Genomic DNA, 15,453 nt, shown 5'->3' on the forward strand with positions numbered 1-15,453 from the left:
GGCCGTCCGGTTCGAGGCTCAGTCGCTCTTCTCGCACAAAGTCTCCTCCGCGCAGATACAAGGGGTGCTCCAGGGAACACCAGCGCCGCATTCCGCTGGAACACCCCTCATCCGTCTCGGCGCTTGCGCGCCGATCCACCTTCTCCCACAAGGGGAGAAGGGAAACCGCGCCGCACCTTCACCCTAAGCCGAATTGACCCTTGAACCCCAAACATGTCAAAGCCCCGGCAAAGCCTACCCATCTGGAGACGTGCTGATGACCGACCGCATCGAGATCGCCGGGTTGCAGATTGCCCGGGAGCTCCATGACTTCGTCGCCGAGGAGGCAGCAGTCGGCACCGGCATCGATCCGGAAAAGTTCTGGACCGGCTTTTCAGAGATCGTCCACGACCTCGCGCCGAAGAACCGCGCGCTGCTCGCCAAGCGCGACGCCATGCAGGAGAGGCTGGACGACTGGTACCGCGCCAACGGCGCGCCGGTCGACATGGAGCTGTACAGAACTTTCCTCGAAGAGATCGGCTATCTGGTGCCGGAAGGTCCGGCCTTCAGCGTCTCGACCGAAAACGTCGACCCGGAGATCGCGGTCGTCGCCGGGCCGCAGCTGGTCGTGCCGGTGATGAACGCGCGCTATGCGCTCAATGCCGCCAATGCGCGCTGGGGCTCGCTTTATGACGCGCTCTACGGCACCGACGCCATTCCCGAGACGGGAGGCGCCGAAAGGGGCAAAACGTTCAATCCCACGCGCGGCGCCAAGGTGATCGCCTGGGTCAGGGACTTCCTCGACCAGTCCGTGCCGCTCACCACCGGCAAATGGGCCGGCATCAACGGGCTCTCGGTGGCGAACGGCGCGCTGAAGGTCGGCGAAGGCGCCGGCGCCACCACGCTTGCCGACCCGAAGCAGTTCGTCGGCTACCGTGGCGACGCCGCCACGCCGGAAGCCGTGCTTCTGGTAAAGAACGGCCTGCATATCGAGATCGTCGTCGACCATGCCAGTCAGATCGGCAAGACCGATGCGGCCGGCATTGCCGACGTCGTCCTCGAGGCCGCCCTGACCACCATTCAGGATTGCGAGGATTCGGTCGCCGCCGTCGATGCCGAGGACAAGGTCGTCGTCTATCGCAACTGGCTCGGGCTGATGAAGGGCGATCTGGCGGAAGAGATCACCAAGGCCGGCAAGAGCTTTGTCCGCACGCTAAATCCGGACCGCCGCTACACGGCGCCGAATGGCGGCCAGCTGCTGCTGCCCGGACGCTCGCTGATGCTGGTGAGGAATGTCGGCCACCTGATGACCAATCCGGCGATCCTCGACCGCGACGGCAACGAGGTGCCGGAAGGCATCATGGACGCGGCGCTCACCGCGCTGATTGCGCTGCACGATGTCGGCGACAACGGCCGCCGCGCCAACTCCCGTGCCGGCTCGATGTATGTGGTGAAGCCCAAGATGCACGGGCCGGAGGAAGTCGGCTTCGCAGTGGAAATCTTCGATCGCGTCGAGGCCCTGCTCGGCATGGCCAAGAACACCATCAAGATGGGCATCATGGACGAGGAGCGGCGGACCACCGTCAACCTCAAGGAAGCGATCCGCGCCGCAAGGGAGCGCGTCGTCTTCATCAACACCGGCTTCCTCGACCGCACCGGCGACGAGATCCACACCTCGATGGAAGCCGGCCCGATGATCCGCAAGGGCGACATGAAGCAGGCGGCCTGGATTTCCGCCTATGAGGCGTGGAACGTCGACACGGGCCTGGAATGCGGCCTCGCCGGCCACGCCCAGATCGGCAAGGGCATGTGGGCGATGCCGGATTTGATGGCGGCGATGCTCGAGCAAAAGATCGCGCACCCCAAGGCCGGCGCCAACACCGCCTGGGTGCCCTCGCCGACCGCGGCGACGCTGCACGCCACGCACTATCATAAAGTGGATGTGCACGCCGTGCAGGCGGCGCTGAGGAGCCGGCCGAAGGCCAGGCTCGACGACATCCTGTCGGTGCCCGTGGCGGTGCGGCCGAACTGGACGCCGGACGAGATCCAGCGCGAGCTCGACAACAACGCGCAAGGCATTCTCGGCTATGTCGTGCGCTGGATCGATCAGGGCGTCGGCTGCTCGAAAGTGCCCGATATCAACGATGTCGGCCTGATGGAGGACCGCGCCACGCTGCGCATTTCCTCGCAGCACATCGCCAACTGGCTGCGCCACAAGGTGTGCTCGGAGATCCAGGTCCGGGATTCGCTGCAGCGCATGGCGGCGATCGTCGATCGCCAGAATGTCGGCGATCCGTTCTACCGGCCGATGGCGCCGGATTTCGACAAGTCGATCGCCTTCCAGGCCGCCTGCGACCTGGTATTCAAGGGGACCGTTCAGCCCAACGGCTACACCGAGCCGGTGCTGCATGCGCGCAGGCTGGAGCTGAAGGCGAAGGACCGGGCGGGGTAGCGCCGCGAATCTCGCCAGGGACCTTACGCCGCCTGCGCCATGCGCTCCGCGCTCATGCGGTAGGAGATCGCCTCGGCGAGATGGATGCGGCCGACGGTTTCGCTGGCGTCGAGATCGGCGAGCGTCCGCGCGACCTTCAGCACGCGGTGATAGGCTCGCGCCGAGAAGGCGAGCTTTTCGCTGGCGTCCTTGAGCAGCGTCAGCCCGGCGGCGTCGGGCCTGGCGATCGCCTCGATGACCGAAGGCGGGCAGTGCGCGTTGGTGGTGGCCGCCGCACCCAGCCTTTCCAGCCGCTCGCGCTGCATGGCCCGGGCGCGCGCCACGCGCTGCGCCACAGCGGCGCTGGTCTCGGCCTTGTCCGGCCGGATCAGGTCGCTTGCCGAGACCGCCGGCACCTCGATCCTGAGGTCGATGCGGTCGAGCAGCGGGCCGGAAATGCGCGCCTGGTATTCGGTGCGGCAGCGCTCGCCGCGCAGGCAGCGATAGCCGGGCTCGCCCGACATGCCGCAGCGGCACGGGTTCATCGCCGCCACCAGCTGGATGCGCGCCGGATAGGTGACGCGGTGGTTGGCGCGCGCGATCACGCAGTCGCCGGTCTCCAGCGGCTGGCGCAGCGCGTCCAACGTCTGCGGCGTGAATTCCGGGAACTCGTCGAGGAACAGCACGCCGTGATGCGCAAGCGACACTTCGCCCGGCCGCACGCGCAAGCCGCCGCCCACCATCGCCGCCATCGACGCCGAATGATGTGGCGCGCGGAACGGCCGTCGGTCTGTCAGCTTGCCTTCGCCGAGCTCGCCCGCCACCGACGCGATCATCGAGACTTCGAGCAGCTCCTTCGGCGCCAGCGGCGGCAGGATCGAGGGCAGCCTTTGCGCCAGCATCGACTTGCCCGAGCCCGGCGGTCCGACCATCAGTATGGATCGTCCACCGGCAAAAGCCATTGAGCCGCACGGTGCGTTTCGCGCGCCGAAAAATCGGCAGCTTGGCGCACCGTTATTGCGGGTGACGTGGCTTGCAGCTATCTGGCCCTTGGGGGCAATCAGCTACAACCATGTTGGTGGCAATGCAATTGAAGTTGGACTGATTGCCCTTTTTCACAAACGAAATCAGGAAGCTGACGTCTGCAAACTCACTACCCTGGAACATGCGGGGAAAAGGAACGCTGAGGTAAGTCTGTAGCCCGTCCGGTTCAGGGTCTCGGCTAACCCGCATATACATGGAACTCTTTCCAGTTATGCTGATTTCTCCGTCTCGTTCGACATTGCAAATCGTGTAACCCTCAGGCGATAATATCTCGCCCTTTACTTCATTACCGTTTTCTTTGAACTTCACGCGGTCCTTCCACAAGTTGGTGGAGAGATCGACAACTTCCGGAGGTACGCCGTAATACGCAGCCACCGCTTTCGTGATATCCTGGCCTTCTTTTGAGATGCGAAGTCCGGCAAACCACTGCGTGAAATTTTCGGGGCCACGCTTGGTTCCAATTTCAAATCGATTGGCAATGATGGTGGCGTCGATCGATGCTTCCGATTCGGAATTCGAAGGTGCGCTACCCGACATGGCGATTCTCACCCAATAGTAACCTTTGTTTACGACGACAACCTCTTGAACGATTACCGACTCCCCGGCCTGCACAGCACCGATTGGCTTGCCATTCTTCCAGCCCTCGCCTTCAACGAAGGCTATCGGCCTGGACCTCACCGTGACCGCTTCGAGGGCTCTAACACTACGTCCTGGCCGAGGCTTGGCATCTTCATTGCCATTAGACGCGAAATAACGATTGATCCATTCGCCGGCCTTACGATCGTATTTTCCGTAATAGAGCCAGCCAGCTTCTTGCGCACTGCGAGCTGAAGTCAGTATGGCAATTGGAAATTGTAGCACACATAAGAGAAGTGCTGTGCCGACTACGCGAGACAAGTTCTTCATGGCGCATCTTCTCCGCCGCAAGAAACCCACTGCACAGCCTCATGATAGCAGAGAAAACTTCAATTCCTAGATAGTCCCGCTTTTCGAAGAAGCGCCCGAGATTGGACGCGCGTTAGGACTGGGCATCGAAGTTTTTCGCGCCTAGCGTGACGGTTCCGTAAGGTCCATATCTGTTAGAGCGGCGAAAAAGCGCCACCTTCGGCCGGAACGATGGCGGCGAGTTTCGCCTCAGCGGCCTTCTCCAGCATCGATGATGGCGCCCGGATTAATTAGCCACAATGCCAGCATAGCTGGCTCGCCGGATTTCATGGAAATGAGGCTCCGATTTTAACGCCTGCTTTGCGCGTGATGTCAGCCCGTAAAGTCCAGCTGCGCCGCGTCCTAACAGCAGACATCCCGGGGAGCCGTCTCTCAGGTCCAAGAATTGGGTCTCGCCGATGTTCAATTGAGCCCCGCATGGAACGCCGGGCTCAACACGTACGTCACACTGCTTCCGGCTTTCGCATTCAAGACCTTAGCGCCAATGTGCGGACGCTAGACCAGATATTTGCCGAGGTCGGAAATCCATCGGCTTTACGGCCATCATCACCCGGTACCAGGAGAGCGCTGCTGAGGTTCTAGCCTAATGTGGTCGTGGCTTAGTCCAGGTAATGATGACACCTACTCCGGCATTGGACTAGGCTACCTCGCAACGAGCGAGGCAAACATGGTTCAGTTTACGCGACAAGAACTCTACGAATTGGTTTGGTCCGAACCGATTAGCGCCCTGGCGGAGAAGCATGGGCTGTCAGAACGGGGCCTAGCAAAAATCTGCGAGCGCCATCAGATCCCGGTCCCGGGGCGCGGGCATTGGGCGCGGATCGACGCGGGTCAAAAGGTGACAAAGACGCCGCTCTGGAGGATCGACAATCCCGTGCTGGAGCATGTTTCTCTTGGATGGAGCCGAACGCTTCATCCGCAGGCAGCATTTGCGGCTGAAGCGACGCGGAAGGCGAAAGCGGAGTTTCAGCCTCCCAAGGCCACCAAGGTCGAGATTAGAAAGATCGGGTCACGTCCCCACCGATCAGTCATTGCATTCGAGCAAGAGATGCGACGCGCCCCTGTCGACCACGAAGGCGGCATCAAACGGCCGTGGGTTTATATTCACCGCGAAAGTGTTCCTAGGGTTTTGACGCTCCTTCATACCCTCGCGCACGAATTGGAACCTGATGGCATAACGTTCCTCAGCACCGACGAAAGCATGTGGTTTATCCGAGGGGCGTCGAAGATTCACTTCGAGATCAGCAGTCCAAAGAAGCGGGTAAAAAGCCCAGCGGGAAGCTGGCGCTCTTTTGAGAATGTTTTCGTGGGCCGACTGGCCCTGCAGATTTTTGGATCATCGGAAGGCATCAAAAAGAACTGGGTCGACAAGGATGGAATCCAAATTGAGAGCGATCTGGCGGGAATAGTGTCCTCTATCAAGATCAATTTAATGGTGCAGTCCGAAATCGATGAACAGCGCCAAAAGGCCGAAGAGCGGCGCGCCTTTTATGCTCGTCGCAAGGATTTGGAAAGCAAACGTGTCGAGAGAGAACGGGCACGGGAAACGTTCCTCACAACCGTTGCCAAGGAAAGATTGGAGGTAATTCATCTAAAGGGAACAATAGCATTGCTCCCTAATCCAGCGGATCTCTCGCCAGCGCTTGCCCGGATGGTCGATTGGGCACTCAGGCGCGTTGCGGAGTTAGAAGAGCGCACTACCCCAATTGCCATTGAGCGGGCTCTTGAGCAGCAGATGCTGTTTCCCGAACCGGACATTTTGGCGGACCCTGGTGAGTATATTAACTGACTTGGCCGCAATGTCTCAATCCTTCGGCGCAGTCAGCTCCATCGCGTGGACTGGTTGAGCTGATTGTTGTGCGCTTTCTGAAAGGCTTGTGCGGGGGAGCGAAAAACACTAATCCAGCCGCGTGGGGCCTGTAGCTCAATGGTTAGAGCCGGCGGCTCATAACCGCTTGGTTGGGGGTTCGAATCCCTCCGGGCCCACCAGAACGACCTACCACTTTTGTGGATAGTAACGTCGGCCGCCAGTTGGGCGCCGATCACTCTTTCCGGCCGTTCCGTTTAATTAGCCACAATGTCAGCATGTGTCATCCGCCGGGAGAGCGAAGCCTCCAACCCGAGGCCGGCGAATGTGAAATACGCCGACTGTTTGCTGAGGTTTCAGACTAGCAGGCTGGAGCTGGGCAGGAAGCTAGGCCGCTTTCTGAAGTTCAGCGATCTTTTGAAATTCTGACAGAACGTCAGCGTGATGGGTGGCAAGATAACGCACGAGGCGCGCATTGCTCAGCAGCCGCGTCACATAACCTATTGCCAGGACCAGATCCAAATGGTCAGTGCCATATTCCTTTTCGATCGTCCGAAATTCTCTTTCGAGTTGGGCAGATTCGTTCTCCATCAGTGCGATTTGCTCGTCGGTAAGCCCCTTTACTGACTTCTTACCACGCATCAGTTGTGATTCCGGCGTGGCGGCAACGAGCGAGCGTGCATAGTTGGAAGTGAACCTGTTCATGGCGATCATGAGTTCGATCGCCTCAATTTGACGGACGGGTTTAAGTTGCTTAAGCAAGCCGATCGTGTTGATCGGCACGTGCTTGTCTTTCATCAGCTCGGCCGCTTCGGGACAAATGCCGTCCAGTAACGCCTTTTTATGGCGAATGCTGGAGATGTTGACATTGAGCGCCTTTGCTAACCGTTCTTCCGGGACACCCTTCTCGATCGCTTTTAGGATCATTTTGTGCTCTTGAATGATCGCAATCCGGCTCACGCGCCTGTTGTAGGTGAACGCCTCATCGTCGGTGGCCACCAAGCAAACGACTTCAGAGTCCCCGCGCTTTGCCAGTATGTCTATCCGGACATGGCCATCAAGCAGATGAAATCGCTCGCGATCCCTTTTGTCGCGCACGACCACGGGCGGCTCGATGATGCCAATCTCGGTTATTGAAGCGGCGATTTGGGCGTACTTGACCGATTTCAGGACTGCAAAAGTCAGCTTCTTTAATGGCATAATGTCGGCAATCGGAATTCGCAGACTGGCGTCTTCGAACGCCCTCTGGACGGTCGCAGCTCCACGCAATGTCCTCATGCCAAACTCGCCTCCCTGCGTATCCGCGACGCAATTGGAGCAGGAAGGTCGCTCAAGCCCTCTTCACCAAGCATACGGATGAAAGCGTCGTCAGTGACGAGTCGCCGCAAGGCTTCGGCAATAAAGACGAGGCGACCTTTAGCGGCCTCCGCTCTGCGGATCAAAACTCTCTTGCGGTCAGCGTCTTGTTGATAGGCGCGGACCAACGCATCCGAAGAGAGAGGCGCAGGGCGCTTTGCGCTTTGGTGAACCTTGAGTCCCTTTCCGAGGTGGCGTCGTGCCTCAACCAGCCGCTTCGCCACGAGTAGCTTGCGGCCACGGAGAAGATTCGCTTCGTAGGCGTTCTGAAGCGCAGCTTGGACTTCGTCACCGTCGGCCTCCGCAATCTCCAATGCCACACTGAAGGGGATCTGGCCGGATTCGACCGCGCGGAGTAGGCGCTGCTCACCTTTTTCGAGAAGCCGAATAACGGCGTAGACGTATTCGGCCGTGAGGCCCGTCTTCCGGGCAATCTCGGGCACAGAATAGCCCCGCTGCTTCATCCCACCAATGTCTTGAAGAAGGTCGATGGCGCGAAGCTGGCGCCGAGCGCAATTCTCTACCAAGCTGGCGACGAGGCAGTCCTCCTGATTGGCCGAGACGACAAGCGCAGGCACTTCTTTCTGCCCAAGTGCCCTAAACGCCTCTAATCGACCCTGACCGCAGACAAGATCGTAAGATGGTCCGCCGGCTTCGGCCCTTCGTGTTACGGTGATCGGCCGCTTCAGCCCGATCTCGGCAATGTTGCCGATGATCTCCTTGAACATCTTCTTGTTGCGCACCCTGGGGTTGACTACGGTGATCCGATTGATCGGGATCATCTCAACACGTTGTGCGGGAACAGCACTCATCACGCAACCTCCAGCATCTGCTTACGCTCGGACATCTCATACAAATGGGAGAGGCTGTCGAACCGGTAGCAATCCAGCGACAGGCCATTGAACTCGCACAGGCGGAGCACCGCCTCATGCATGTCCAAGCGCGGCAACAGGTAATAGTCGAGCGGCGCGTCATTGCCGCGACGCATCCGCACCGCGATGGTCAGGTCGGGATTGAGAGCCGCATCGAGCCTGACCTTCCAACGGAGCGCGCCGGCCTCCGTCTCGAGACATCGAACGATTACAATCGAGGTTGAAAACTCGTTGTTTATGTACAGCAGGTCGGTGCTGGCATCTTGGATAGCCTGGCCCCCTGCCATAGCGATGCCCCGAATAACGTCATTCATGATCTCGGGATGCAGATGCCTCAGCCGACGATTGATTTCGAGGTAACGATAGTCGCGATCCGGAACGAACCCCACTAACGCATACGCCCGGAGCAAGCTGCCAAATCGGCAAGCGTACGAGCTACTAGATGGCAGGTCATCAATCTCGTCTATGATGAGACCTGTAAGCATCCCCTTCTGCCGCAGCACCTGCTCCAGCTTGGCGAGCATGGTCTCATCGGACATTCGCAGCGCACGTGCTTCAATGATCGCCCGTGCGGCCGTAAAAGCTTCGATTGCCACTAAAGGTTCGAACGCGCCGTCAAAGCGAATCCACGCTTCCGGCGGGTTCCTCTTGTGAACCTGCTTCAGCTTGAAAGAAGTCCGCCCCCAGACATTGTTGCCGACGTACTTTTCATTGATCAGGACCTGATGAACTGCCCCACGCGTCCACGCTCTGCCAAGGTCGGTCATCACCCCTCGATCGTTGAGCATATCAGCAATTTGCCGCTCTCCGAGTCCATCCTCGACAAAGGACCTGTAGATTTGCTGGACAAGCGCAACTTCGTCGGCAGGACCCGGCACCAATATTACCCGGTCGGTCGCGATGCTCTTGTGCTCGCCCCGAGCCAATTCGATCTTGTGATTTCCGGTTTGGTCAACGAGCACACGGCGCAGTCCGAATCCCGGAGTTCCCCCTTGTCGATAACCAAGGCGAATGAGATTGGCTTGACCCGCGAATACCTTAACCGACAACTCGCGGCTGTATTCCCCAGCCATTGCGCGTTTCACAGTTTTGACGATCGATGACCCGATGCTGCCATCATTCTCAAACTGCTCGGCGCAGTAGTGGACAACAATGCCCGCATGCTTGCAACGAAGCTCGATCGCGGCTGCTTCATCGGGATCTTGAAAACGGCCCCATCGGCTGACGTCATACACAAGGATTGCGGTGTAGTCGGCGAGGCCACTCTCCACCTCCTGTAGCAACGCCTGAAGAGCATCTCGTCCTACTAATCGCAGGCCGCTCTTTCCGGAGTCGGTGTAGGTGCGAACGACTTCGTATTGGCGGCTGTCGGCGTAGCGCCGGATTACCGCCATCTGGTTGTCAGTGGAATATTTTTGGTGCTCGGTGGACATCCGAACATAGGCTGCTGCACGAGTTCGCTCTCGTTCACCTGCCTTCGGTCTTCCAGTGCCGGCCTGACTCCAATCGATAACCATCAGTCAGCAGACGCTTTACAATGGCCTCGGGGGTCAGGAGTTTAACCCGAAGGAGGCCGAACTATGTTTCCGAAGACGGGCACAATTGTTCCGAAATTTCGAAACGGAACCGGAGCCAACTACGCCACCGCGATCGCCACCGCCTTGCGCTCGGAATTGGGCACGAGTGCGCGAGCAACGAAGACGGTGATGCTTTGGACCGGGGCAAGCGGCCGAGCAGCAAAGTATTGGCTTTCAGCTGGGCGCGGCCCAGACGGCTGGCATCTGATACAGCTTGCGAAAAATTCAGATGCGGTGCTGCACTGCCTGCTAAAGATGGCAGACCGGGATGAAATTGAACTGTCTGTTGAACTAGGCGCCGCTAAGGCTGCGCTTATGCGGGCGATAGCAGTGATCGATTCATTAAAACCACCCGTAGGCGAATCAGATTGAGCCGTTGACTCGGAAACCGAATGACTCAGAATCGTGGTACCCGGGCTACAGCGATGCGGTGGTCAGTGAAGCGTTGATACGTCGATTAAAGTTCTGGCGCCGGTTTCCGCTCATCGCGGTCGTAAACCAGATCGGCAGGTGGTGCCCTGGCGGCGATTTGGCCTCGAACGTCGCTCGCCGTTTAATTAGCCACAATGTCAGGAGATTGTGGCCGCCCGCCGCCGCCACTTCCAGCGCCCGCTTGGCGCTTTCCTGGCCCTTGATGTCGGCAAGGTCCGGCAGATCGCGCGCGGCGACCTGGATGCCGGCCTCGGGACGCGACAGCACCTGGGTGCCGCGAAAATGGTTGGCGATGGCGATCAGGCTGCGCGGCGCCAGGATATCGAAATCCTTGCCGGCCCAGGCTGCCTCCGGCCCGCAGGCGAACGGACAGATCAGGCCTTTGCCTTCGGCGTTGGCGCCGATCGCCGCCGGCAGCGCGCCGGCGACAGCGGCGATGGTGCCGTCGAGCGACAATTCGCCGAGCACGACATAGCCGGCCAGCATATCGCCCGGAATGGCGCCGAGTGCGGCCATCAATCCGAGCGCGATCGGCAGGTCGTAGTGGCTGCCTTCCTTGGGCAGGTCCGCCGGCGCGAGATTCACCGTCACCTTCTTCGACGGCATCGACAGGCCGGAGGCATGAAGCGCGGCCTGCACGCGTTCCCGGCTCTCTGCCACCGCCTTGTCCGGCAGGCCGACGATCTGCATGCCGACCTTGCCCGGCGCGATCATCACCTGGACATCGACCGGCACGGCCTCGATGCCCTGGAAAGCCACCGTGCGAACCCGCGCTACCATCTTGTCTCAAGCCCCCGGATACCGGCTCGCTCGCCGGTCCTGCGATCAGGCGGCGAGCGGGATCAGGTTAGACAACCACAGATTTGCAGCTTAAGCAAGAACATTACGGGAACATACGGTCCCGCCCACCGGGCAGCTGAGGGGCGCTACTTCCGCTTCCCTTCGACGCAGTCCCAGAACAGGGCAGCAATGTCCGCGCCGCCGAAGCGCCGCACCTCGCGCACGCCGGTCGGCGAGGTGACGTTGATCTCGGTCATGTAGTCGCCGATGACATCGATGCCGACGAGGATGAAGCCGCGTTCCCTGAGCGCCGGCCCGATGCGGGCACAGATCTCGCGTTCGCGCTCCGTCAGCTCGGTCTTCTCGGCGCGGCCGCCGACATGCATGTTGGAGCGCGAATCGTGCTCGGCCGGCACGCGGTTGATGGCGCCCACCGGCTCGCCGTCGATCAGGATGATGCGCTTGTCGCCCTTGCGCACGTCCTTGAGGTAGCGCTGCACGATATAGGGCTCGCGGAACAGTTGGCCGAACATTTCGAGCAGCGAGGCGAGGTTGCGGTCGGCCTCGTGCAGATGGAAGATGCCCGCCCCGCCATTGCCGTAGAGCGGCTTGACGATGATGTCGCCGAACTCCTTGCGGAAGGCGGCCACCTCCTGGGGGTCCTTGGTGATCAGCGTCTCCGGCATTAGGTCCGGGAATTCGGTGACGAAGATCTTTTCCGGGCTGTTGCGCACCCAGGCCGGGTCGTTGACCACCAGCGTCTTCGGATGGATGCGTTCCAAAATGTGGGTGGTGGTGATGTAGTTCATGTCGAAGGGCGGGTCCTGCCTGAGCAGCACCACGTCCATCTCCGACAGATCGGTGCGCACCGGCTCGCCCAGCGAATAATGGCTGCCCTTCTCGTCGCGCACCTGCATCTCCTCGGCGCGCGCGAACACCTTGCCGCCCCGCATCGACAGCCGGTCGGGTGTGTAGTGGAAAAGCTGGTGGCCGCGCCGCTGCGCTTCCAGCGACAGCGCGAACGTGGTGTCGCCGGCGATCGACACCGTCGAGACATGGTCCATCTGGACGGCGATTTTCAACGGCATCTCGGGTCTCCGGCAATCTCTGCCGCCGATATAGGGAAATCGGCGGCTTCTGCCAATCGGCCAGAGATTATCGGTCGAAGACCAGCCGGGAATAGCCGACGAAGGACAGCGCCATCGCGACCAGCGAGGCGACCGTCAGCGCCGCCAGCGGCGGCAGGGAGGGCAGCGCGAACAGAAGGGCACAATAGACGAGATAATTGACGATGCTGGTGGCGACGCCGACGCCTCCGTAACGCGCGCCTTCCTGCGCGATGCCTCGGCTCGACGGCGCAAAGGTCAGATGCCGGTTGATCTGCCAGGTGACGGTGAGCGCGAAGCCGATCGACAGCACGCGCGCCGCCAGCGGTCCGAGCGGCGTGACGGAAAGCAGCAGCCAGAGCGCGGCCGCATCGGCAACGAAGCCGATGCCGCCGGCAAGCACGAAGCGGGCAAGCCGGACCATCAGGCGGCTCGCGAGGCCTTGCCCGGCTCCCTCTTCGGGGAGGCCTCGCCGTTGAAGCCCGCGCGTCGCTCGATACGGCCGGCAGGGATGGAAAGATAGAAGATGCGCTTCTGTTCGGCCCGGCCGCGCGACACCGAATCGAGGATCAGCCCGGTGACCATCGCCAGCATGGACAAGAGGAGCAGGCCAACCGACAGCACCCAGGTCGGCATGCGCGGAACAAGTCCTGTCTCGGCGAACTCGATCAGCACCGGGATCATCAGCCCGATGCTGGCCGCCAGGAAGAACAGGGCAAACGTGCCGAAGAAACGCAGCGGCTGCGTCTCCTTCACCAACATGGCGAACATCCACAGGATCCTGGCGCCGTCGCGGAAAGTCGACAGCTTCGACGATGAGCCTTCCGGGCGGCGGCCGTAGTCGAGCGCCATCTCGTTCACCGGCAGCTTGAGCTGCGAGGCATGGACCGACACCTCGGTCTCGATCTCGAAGCCGCCGGAAACCGCCGGGAAGCTCTTGACGAAGCGCCGCGAAAAGACCCGGTAGCCGGAAAAGATATCGGTGAAATCGGCGCCGAACAGGCCCTTGTAGAGCCGGTTGAAGATGCGGTTGCCGAAGGCGTGGCCGGAGCGGCCGGCGTCGTCGGTGACGCCCCGCCGGGTGCCCACCACCATGTCCGAGCGCTCGGTCAAGAGTGTGTTGATCAGCTCCGGCGCATCTTCCGGCGCGTAGGTGCCGTCGCCGTCCGCCATCACATAGATGTCGGCGTCGATGTCGGCGAACATGCGGCGCACGACATTGCCCTTGCCCTGGCGCGGTTCGCGCACGACGACCGCGCCGGCCGCGCGGGCCCTGAGCGCGGTCAGGTCCTTCGAATTGTTGTCGTAGACATAGACCGTCGCGGAGGACAGCGTCTCGCGGAAGCGCCGCACGACCTCACCGATCGTCAGCTCCTCATTGTAGCAGGGCAGGAGCACGGCGATCGCCGGCTCGTTGCGGACCTCGTGCGGCATGCCTATCTCCGGTGCCCGGGCCCAGCCGACCAGCCGCGCCAATGCCGGTCCCAATGCCGGCGTCTCCGGGCCGCTATACTATTTATTGAAGCTGTTAATGCCCGGTTTAAGCCTCCATCGCCAAAGACCCTGGACCGCCAGGCATGGCGCCAAGGCCCATTTTCGCGATCTTCAGAAAATCGATTTTCCGATACCTTTCCTAAACGCTTTGCTGCCAGTCTGGTTACAAATTCCCCCGTCAGAACAGGGACATGATGCAAACGACGTTTGGCACCGGGCAGCCAGGCAGGGAAAACGCGGATCTGGCCTTCACCGATCCGCTGACCGGACTTGGCAACCATCGTCGCTTTTACGACAAGGTCGATCGCCTGATCAGCGATCGCGCCGACGATCCCGCGCCATTCACCGTCGGCATCCTCGACCTCGACGGCTTCAAGCCGATCAACGACCTGTTCGGCCACAAGGCCGGCGACGACATCCTGATCCAGGTGGCTATGCGCTTGCGTGCCTCGATGGATGGCTATTCCACCGTCTGTCGCATCGGCGCCGACGAGTTCGCCTTCCTCTACCCGATGGTGTTCAGCGAGGAGCAGGCGGCCGAGAAGTCGCGCATGCTGATCGAGATCCTGTCGGCACCCTATGATGTCGGCGAGCGCACCGCCAGATTGTCGGCTTCGGTCGGCTGCTCGCTGTTTTATTCCGGCGACGAGACCACAGAGATCCTGATCAACAAGGCCGAGACCGCGCTCTACCACGCCAAGCGCTCGGGCCGCGGCCGCGTCGTCGTCTACACCCGCGAGATGGAGCAGGCCGCCAAGCGCGTCACCCGCATCGAGCAGGCGCTGCGCCGCGCCGTCTCGGCCGGCGAGGTCGAGCCGCATTTCCAGCCGATCGTCGACCTCACCAGTCGCCGCACCATCGGCTTCGAGACGCTGGCTCGCTGGACCGATCGCGATCTCGGCATGGTGCCGCCGAGCGTGTTCATTCCCATCGCCGAGGAGCGCGGCATCATCGGCCCGCTGTCGCAGCTGGTGCTGCGCAAGGCGACCGAGGCGGCTCGCAACTGGCCGAAGGACCTGTTTTTGTCCTTCAACCTGTCGCCCTCGCAGCTTGTCGATCAGAACACCGGCCTGCATATTCTGGCGATCCTCGACCGCACCGGCTTCGATCCGCGCCGGCTGGAGATCGAGATCACCGAAACCGGCCTGATGACCGACCCGGCTTCGGCCGAGAAGATCGTCGAGGATCTGCGCCGCGTCGGCATCCGCGTCTCGCTCGACGATTTCGGCACCGGCCAGTCGTCGCTCGGACGCCTGCGCGAATTCCATTTCGACAAGCTGAAGATCGATCGCGCCTTCGTTTCCTCGATCCTCGAAGACCGCCCCTCGGAACACATCATCCGTGCCATTCTCGCCATGTGCGAAGGACTCGGCATGGACGTTGTGGCCGAAGGCATCGAGGAGGAAGCGCAGGCCGACCGCCTCGTCCAGTTCGGCTGCGCGGGTGGCCAGGGGTATCTGTTCGGCAAGCCCGTCGATGCCGACGCCACGCTTGGCTATCTGCGCGATTCCTATCGCGGCGCGCTGCGCGCCAAGGCGATCTGATCGACCAACCTGCGATCCAAGCCGACCCGTCTGCGCCTCACGGAAGCGCGGCTGCTATTTTGTCAGACATATTGCCGCCGAAATCG

The 15,453-nt window shown here is 61.0% G+C and carries 11 protein-coding genes, 1 tRNA gene and 2 pseudogenes; 5 read left to right on the forward strand and 9 right to left on the reverse strand.

Annotation, left to right across the window (positions count from 1 at the left end; translation table 11 throughout):
• The first annotated feature begins 256 nt into the window (after nt 1–256).
• The gene (locus CK222_RS00005) at nt 257–2,431 is read left to right on the forward strand and encodes a malate synthase G (RefSeq protein WP_095798991.1); all 2,175 of its coding nucleotides are present in this window, start codon (nt 257–259) and stop codon (nt 2,429–2,431) included.
• 23 nt (nt 2,432–2,454) lie between these two features.
• Here the strand turns inward: CK222_RS00005 and CK222_RS00010 are convergent.
• Together CK222_RS00010 and CK222_RS00015 are read right to left on the reverse strand one after the other, a co-directional pair.
• A pseudogene (locus CK222_RS00010) lies at nt 2,455–3,372 on the reverse strand (ATP-binding protein); the annotation flags it as partial.
• A 52-nt stretch (nt 3,373–3,424) separates the two neighbouring features.
• Entirely contained in the window at nt 3,425–4,360 is a 936-nt protein-coding gene (locus CK222_RS00015) for a hypothetical protein (protein ID WP_141247026.1), read from the reverse strand.
• A gap of 706 nt (nt 4,361–5,066) precedes the next feature.
• Here CK222_RS00015 and CK222_RS00020 point away from each other — a divergent pair.
• Together CK222_RS00020 and CK222_RS00025 are read left to right on the forward strand one after the other, a co-directional pair.
• Entirely contained in the window at nt 5,067–6,188 is a 1,122-nt protein-coding gene (locus CK222_RS00020; RefSeq protein WP_095798993.1) for a hypothetical protein, read from the forward strand.
• A gap of 124 nt (nt 6,189–6,312) precedes the next feature.
• Nucleotides 6,313–6,388, forward strand: a tRNA-Ile gene (locus CK222_RS00025).
• Between the two features lie 205 nt (nt 6,389–6,593).
• On the opposite strand, the gene CK222_RS00030 is transcribed toward CK222_RS00025, so the two are convergent.
• From CK222_RS00030 to CK222_RS00040, 3 genes are read right to left on the reverse strand one after another with little or no spacing between them, the layout of a single operon-like run.
• The gene (locus CK222_RS00030) at nt 6,594–7,484 is read right to left on the reverse strand and encodes a plasmid partitioning protein RepB C-terminal domain-containing protein (protein WP_095798994.1); all 891 of its coding nucleotides are present in this window, start codon (nt 7,482–7,484) and stop codon (nt 6,594–6,596) included.
• On the reverse strand, nt 7,481–8,374 hold the full coding sequence (locus CK222_RS00035; protein WP_095798995.1) for a plasmid partitioning protein RepB C-terminal domain-containing protein: 894 nt from the start codon (nt 8,372–8,374) through the stop codon (nt 7,481–7,483). The genes CK222_RS00030 and CK222_RS00035 overlap by 4 nt, the downstream gene beginning before the upstream one ends.
• On the reverse strand, nt 8,374–9,951 hold the full coding sequence (locus CK222_RS00040) for a recombinase family protein (RefSeq protein WP_095798996.1): 1,578 nt from the start codon (nt 9,949–9,951) through the stop codon (nt 8,374–8,376). The genes CK222_RS00035 and CK222_RS00040 overlap by 1 nt, the downstream gene beginning before the upstream one ends.
• 63 nt (nt 9,952–10,014) lie before the next feature.
• On the opposite strand from CK222_RS00040, the gene CK222_RS00045 reads away from it, so the two are divergent.
• Nucleotides 10,015–10,383, forward strand: a complete 369-nt coding sequence (locus tag CK222_RS00045) for a hypothetical protein (protein WP_095798997.1) — start codon at nt 10,015–10,017, stop codon at nt 10,381–10,383.
• A 198-nt stretch (nt 10,384–10,581) separates the two neighbouring features.
• Here CK222_RS00045 and CK222_RS00050 read toward each other — a convergent pair.
• The 4 genes and pseudogenes from CK222_RS00050 to CK222_RS00065 form a co-directional block, all read right to left on the reverse strand.
• A pseudogene (locus CK222_RS00050) lies at nt 10,582–11,223 on the reverse strand (magnesium chelatase domain-containing protein); the annotation flags it as partial.
• 146 nt (nt 11,224–11,369) lie between these two features.
• Nucleotides 11,370–12,311 (reverse strand): glutathione synthase, encoded by a 942-nt coding sequence (gene gshB / locus CK222_RS00055; RefSeq protein WP_095798998.1) that lies wholly within the window; start codon nt 12,309–12,311, stop codon nt 11,370–11,372.
• Nucleotides 12,312–12,378: 67 nt separating this feature from the next.
• Nucleotides 12,379–12,753: a GtrA family protein gene (locus CK222_RS00060; protein ID WP_067323734.1), complete on the reverse strand. Its 375-nt coding sequence runs from the start codon at nt 12,751–12,753 to the stop codon at nt 12,379–12,381.
• Nucleotides 12,753–13,763 carry a glycosyltransferase gene (locus CK222_RS00065; RefSeq protein WP_095799430.1) on the reverse strand — a complete coding sequence of 337 codons (1,011 nt, stop codon included), beginning with the start codon at nt 13,761–13,763 and terminating at the stop codon, nt 12,753–12,755. The genes CK222_RS00060 and CK222_RS00065 overlap by 1 nt, the downstream gene beginning before the upstream one ends.
• 254 nt (nt 13,764–14,017) lie before the next feature.
• Between CK222_RS00065 and CK222_RS00070 the strand changes: the two genes are divergently transcribed.
• A complete protein-coding gene (locus CK222_RS00070) occupies nt 14,018–15,367 on the forward strand; it encodes an EAL domain-containing protein (protein WP_095799431.1) in 1,350 nt (449 codons plus the stop codon).
• The last annotated feature ends 86 nt before the right edge of the window (nt 15,368–15,453 follow it).

Source organism: Mesorhizobium sp. WSM3866, from assembly GCF_002294795.1.
Taxonomy (GTDB): domain Bacteria; phylum Pseudomonadota; class Alphaproteobacteria; order Rhizobiales; family Rhizobiaceae; genus Mesorhizobium.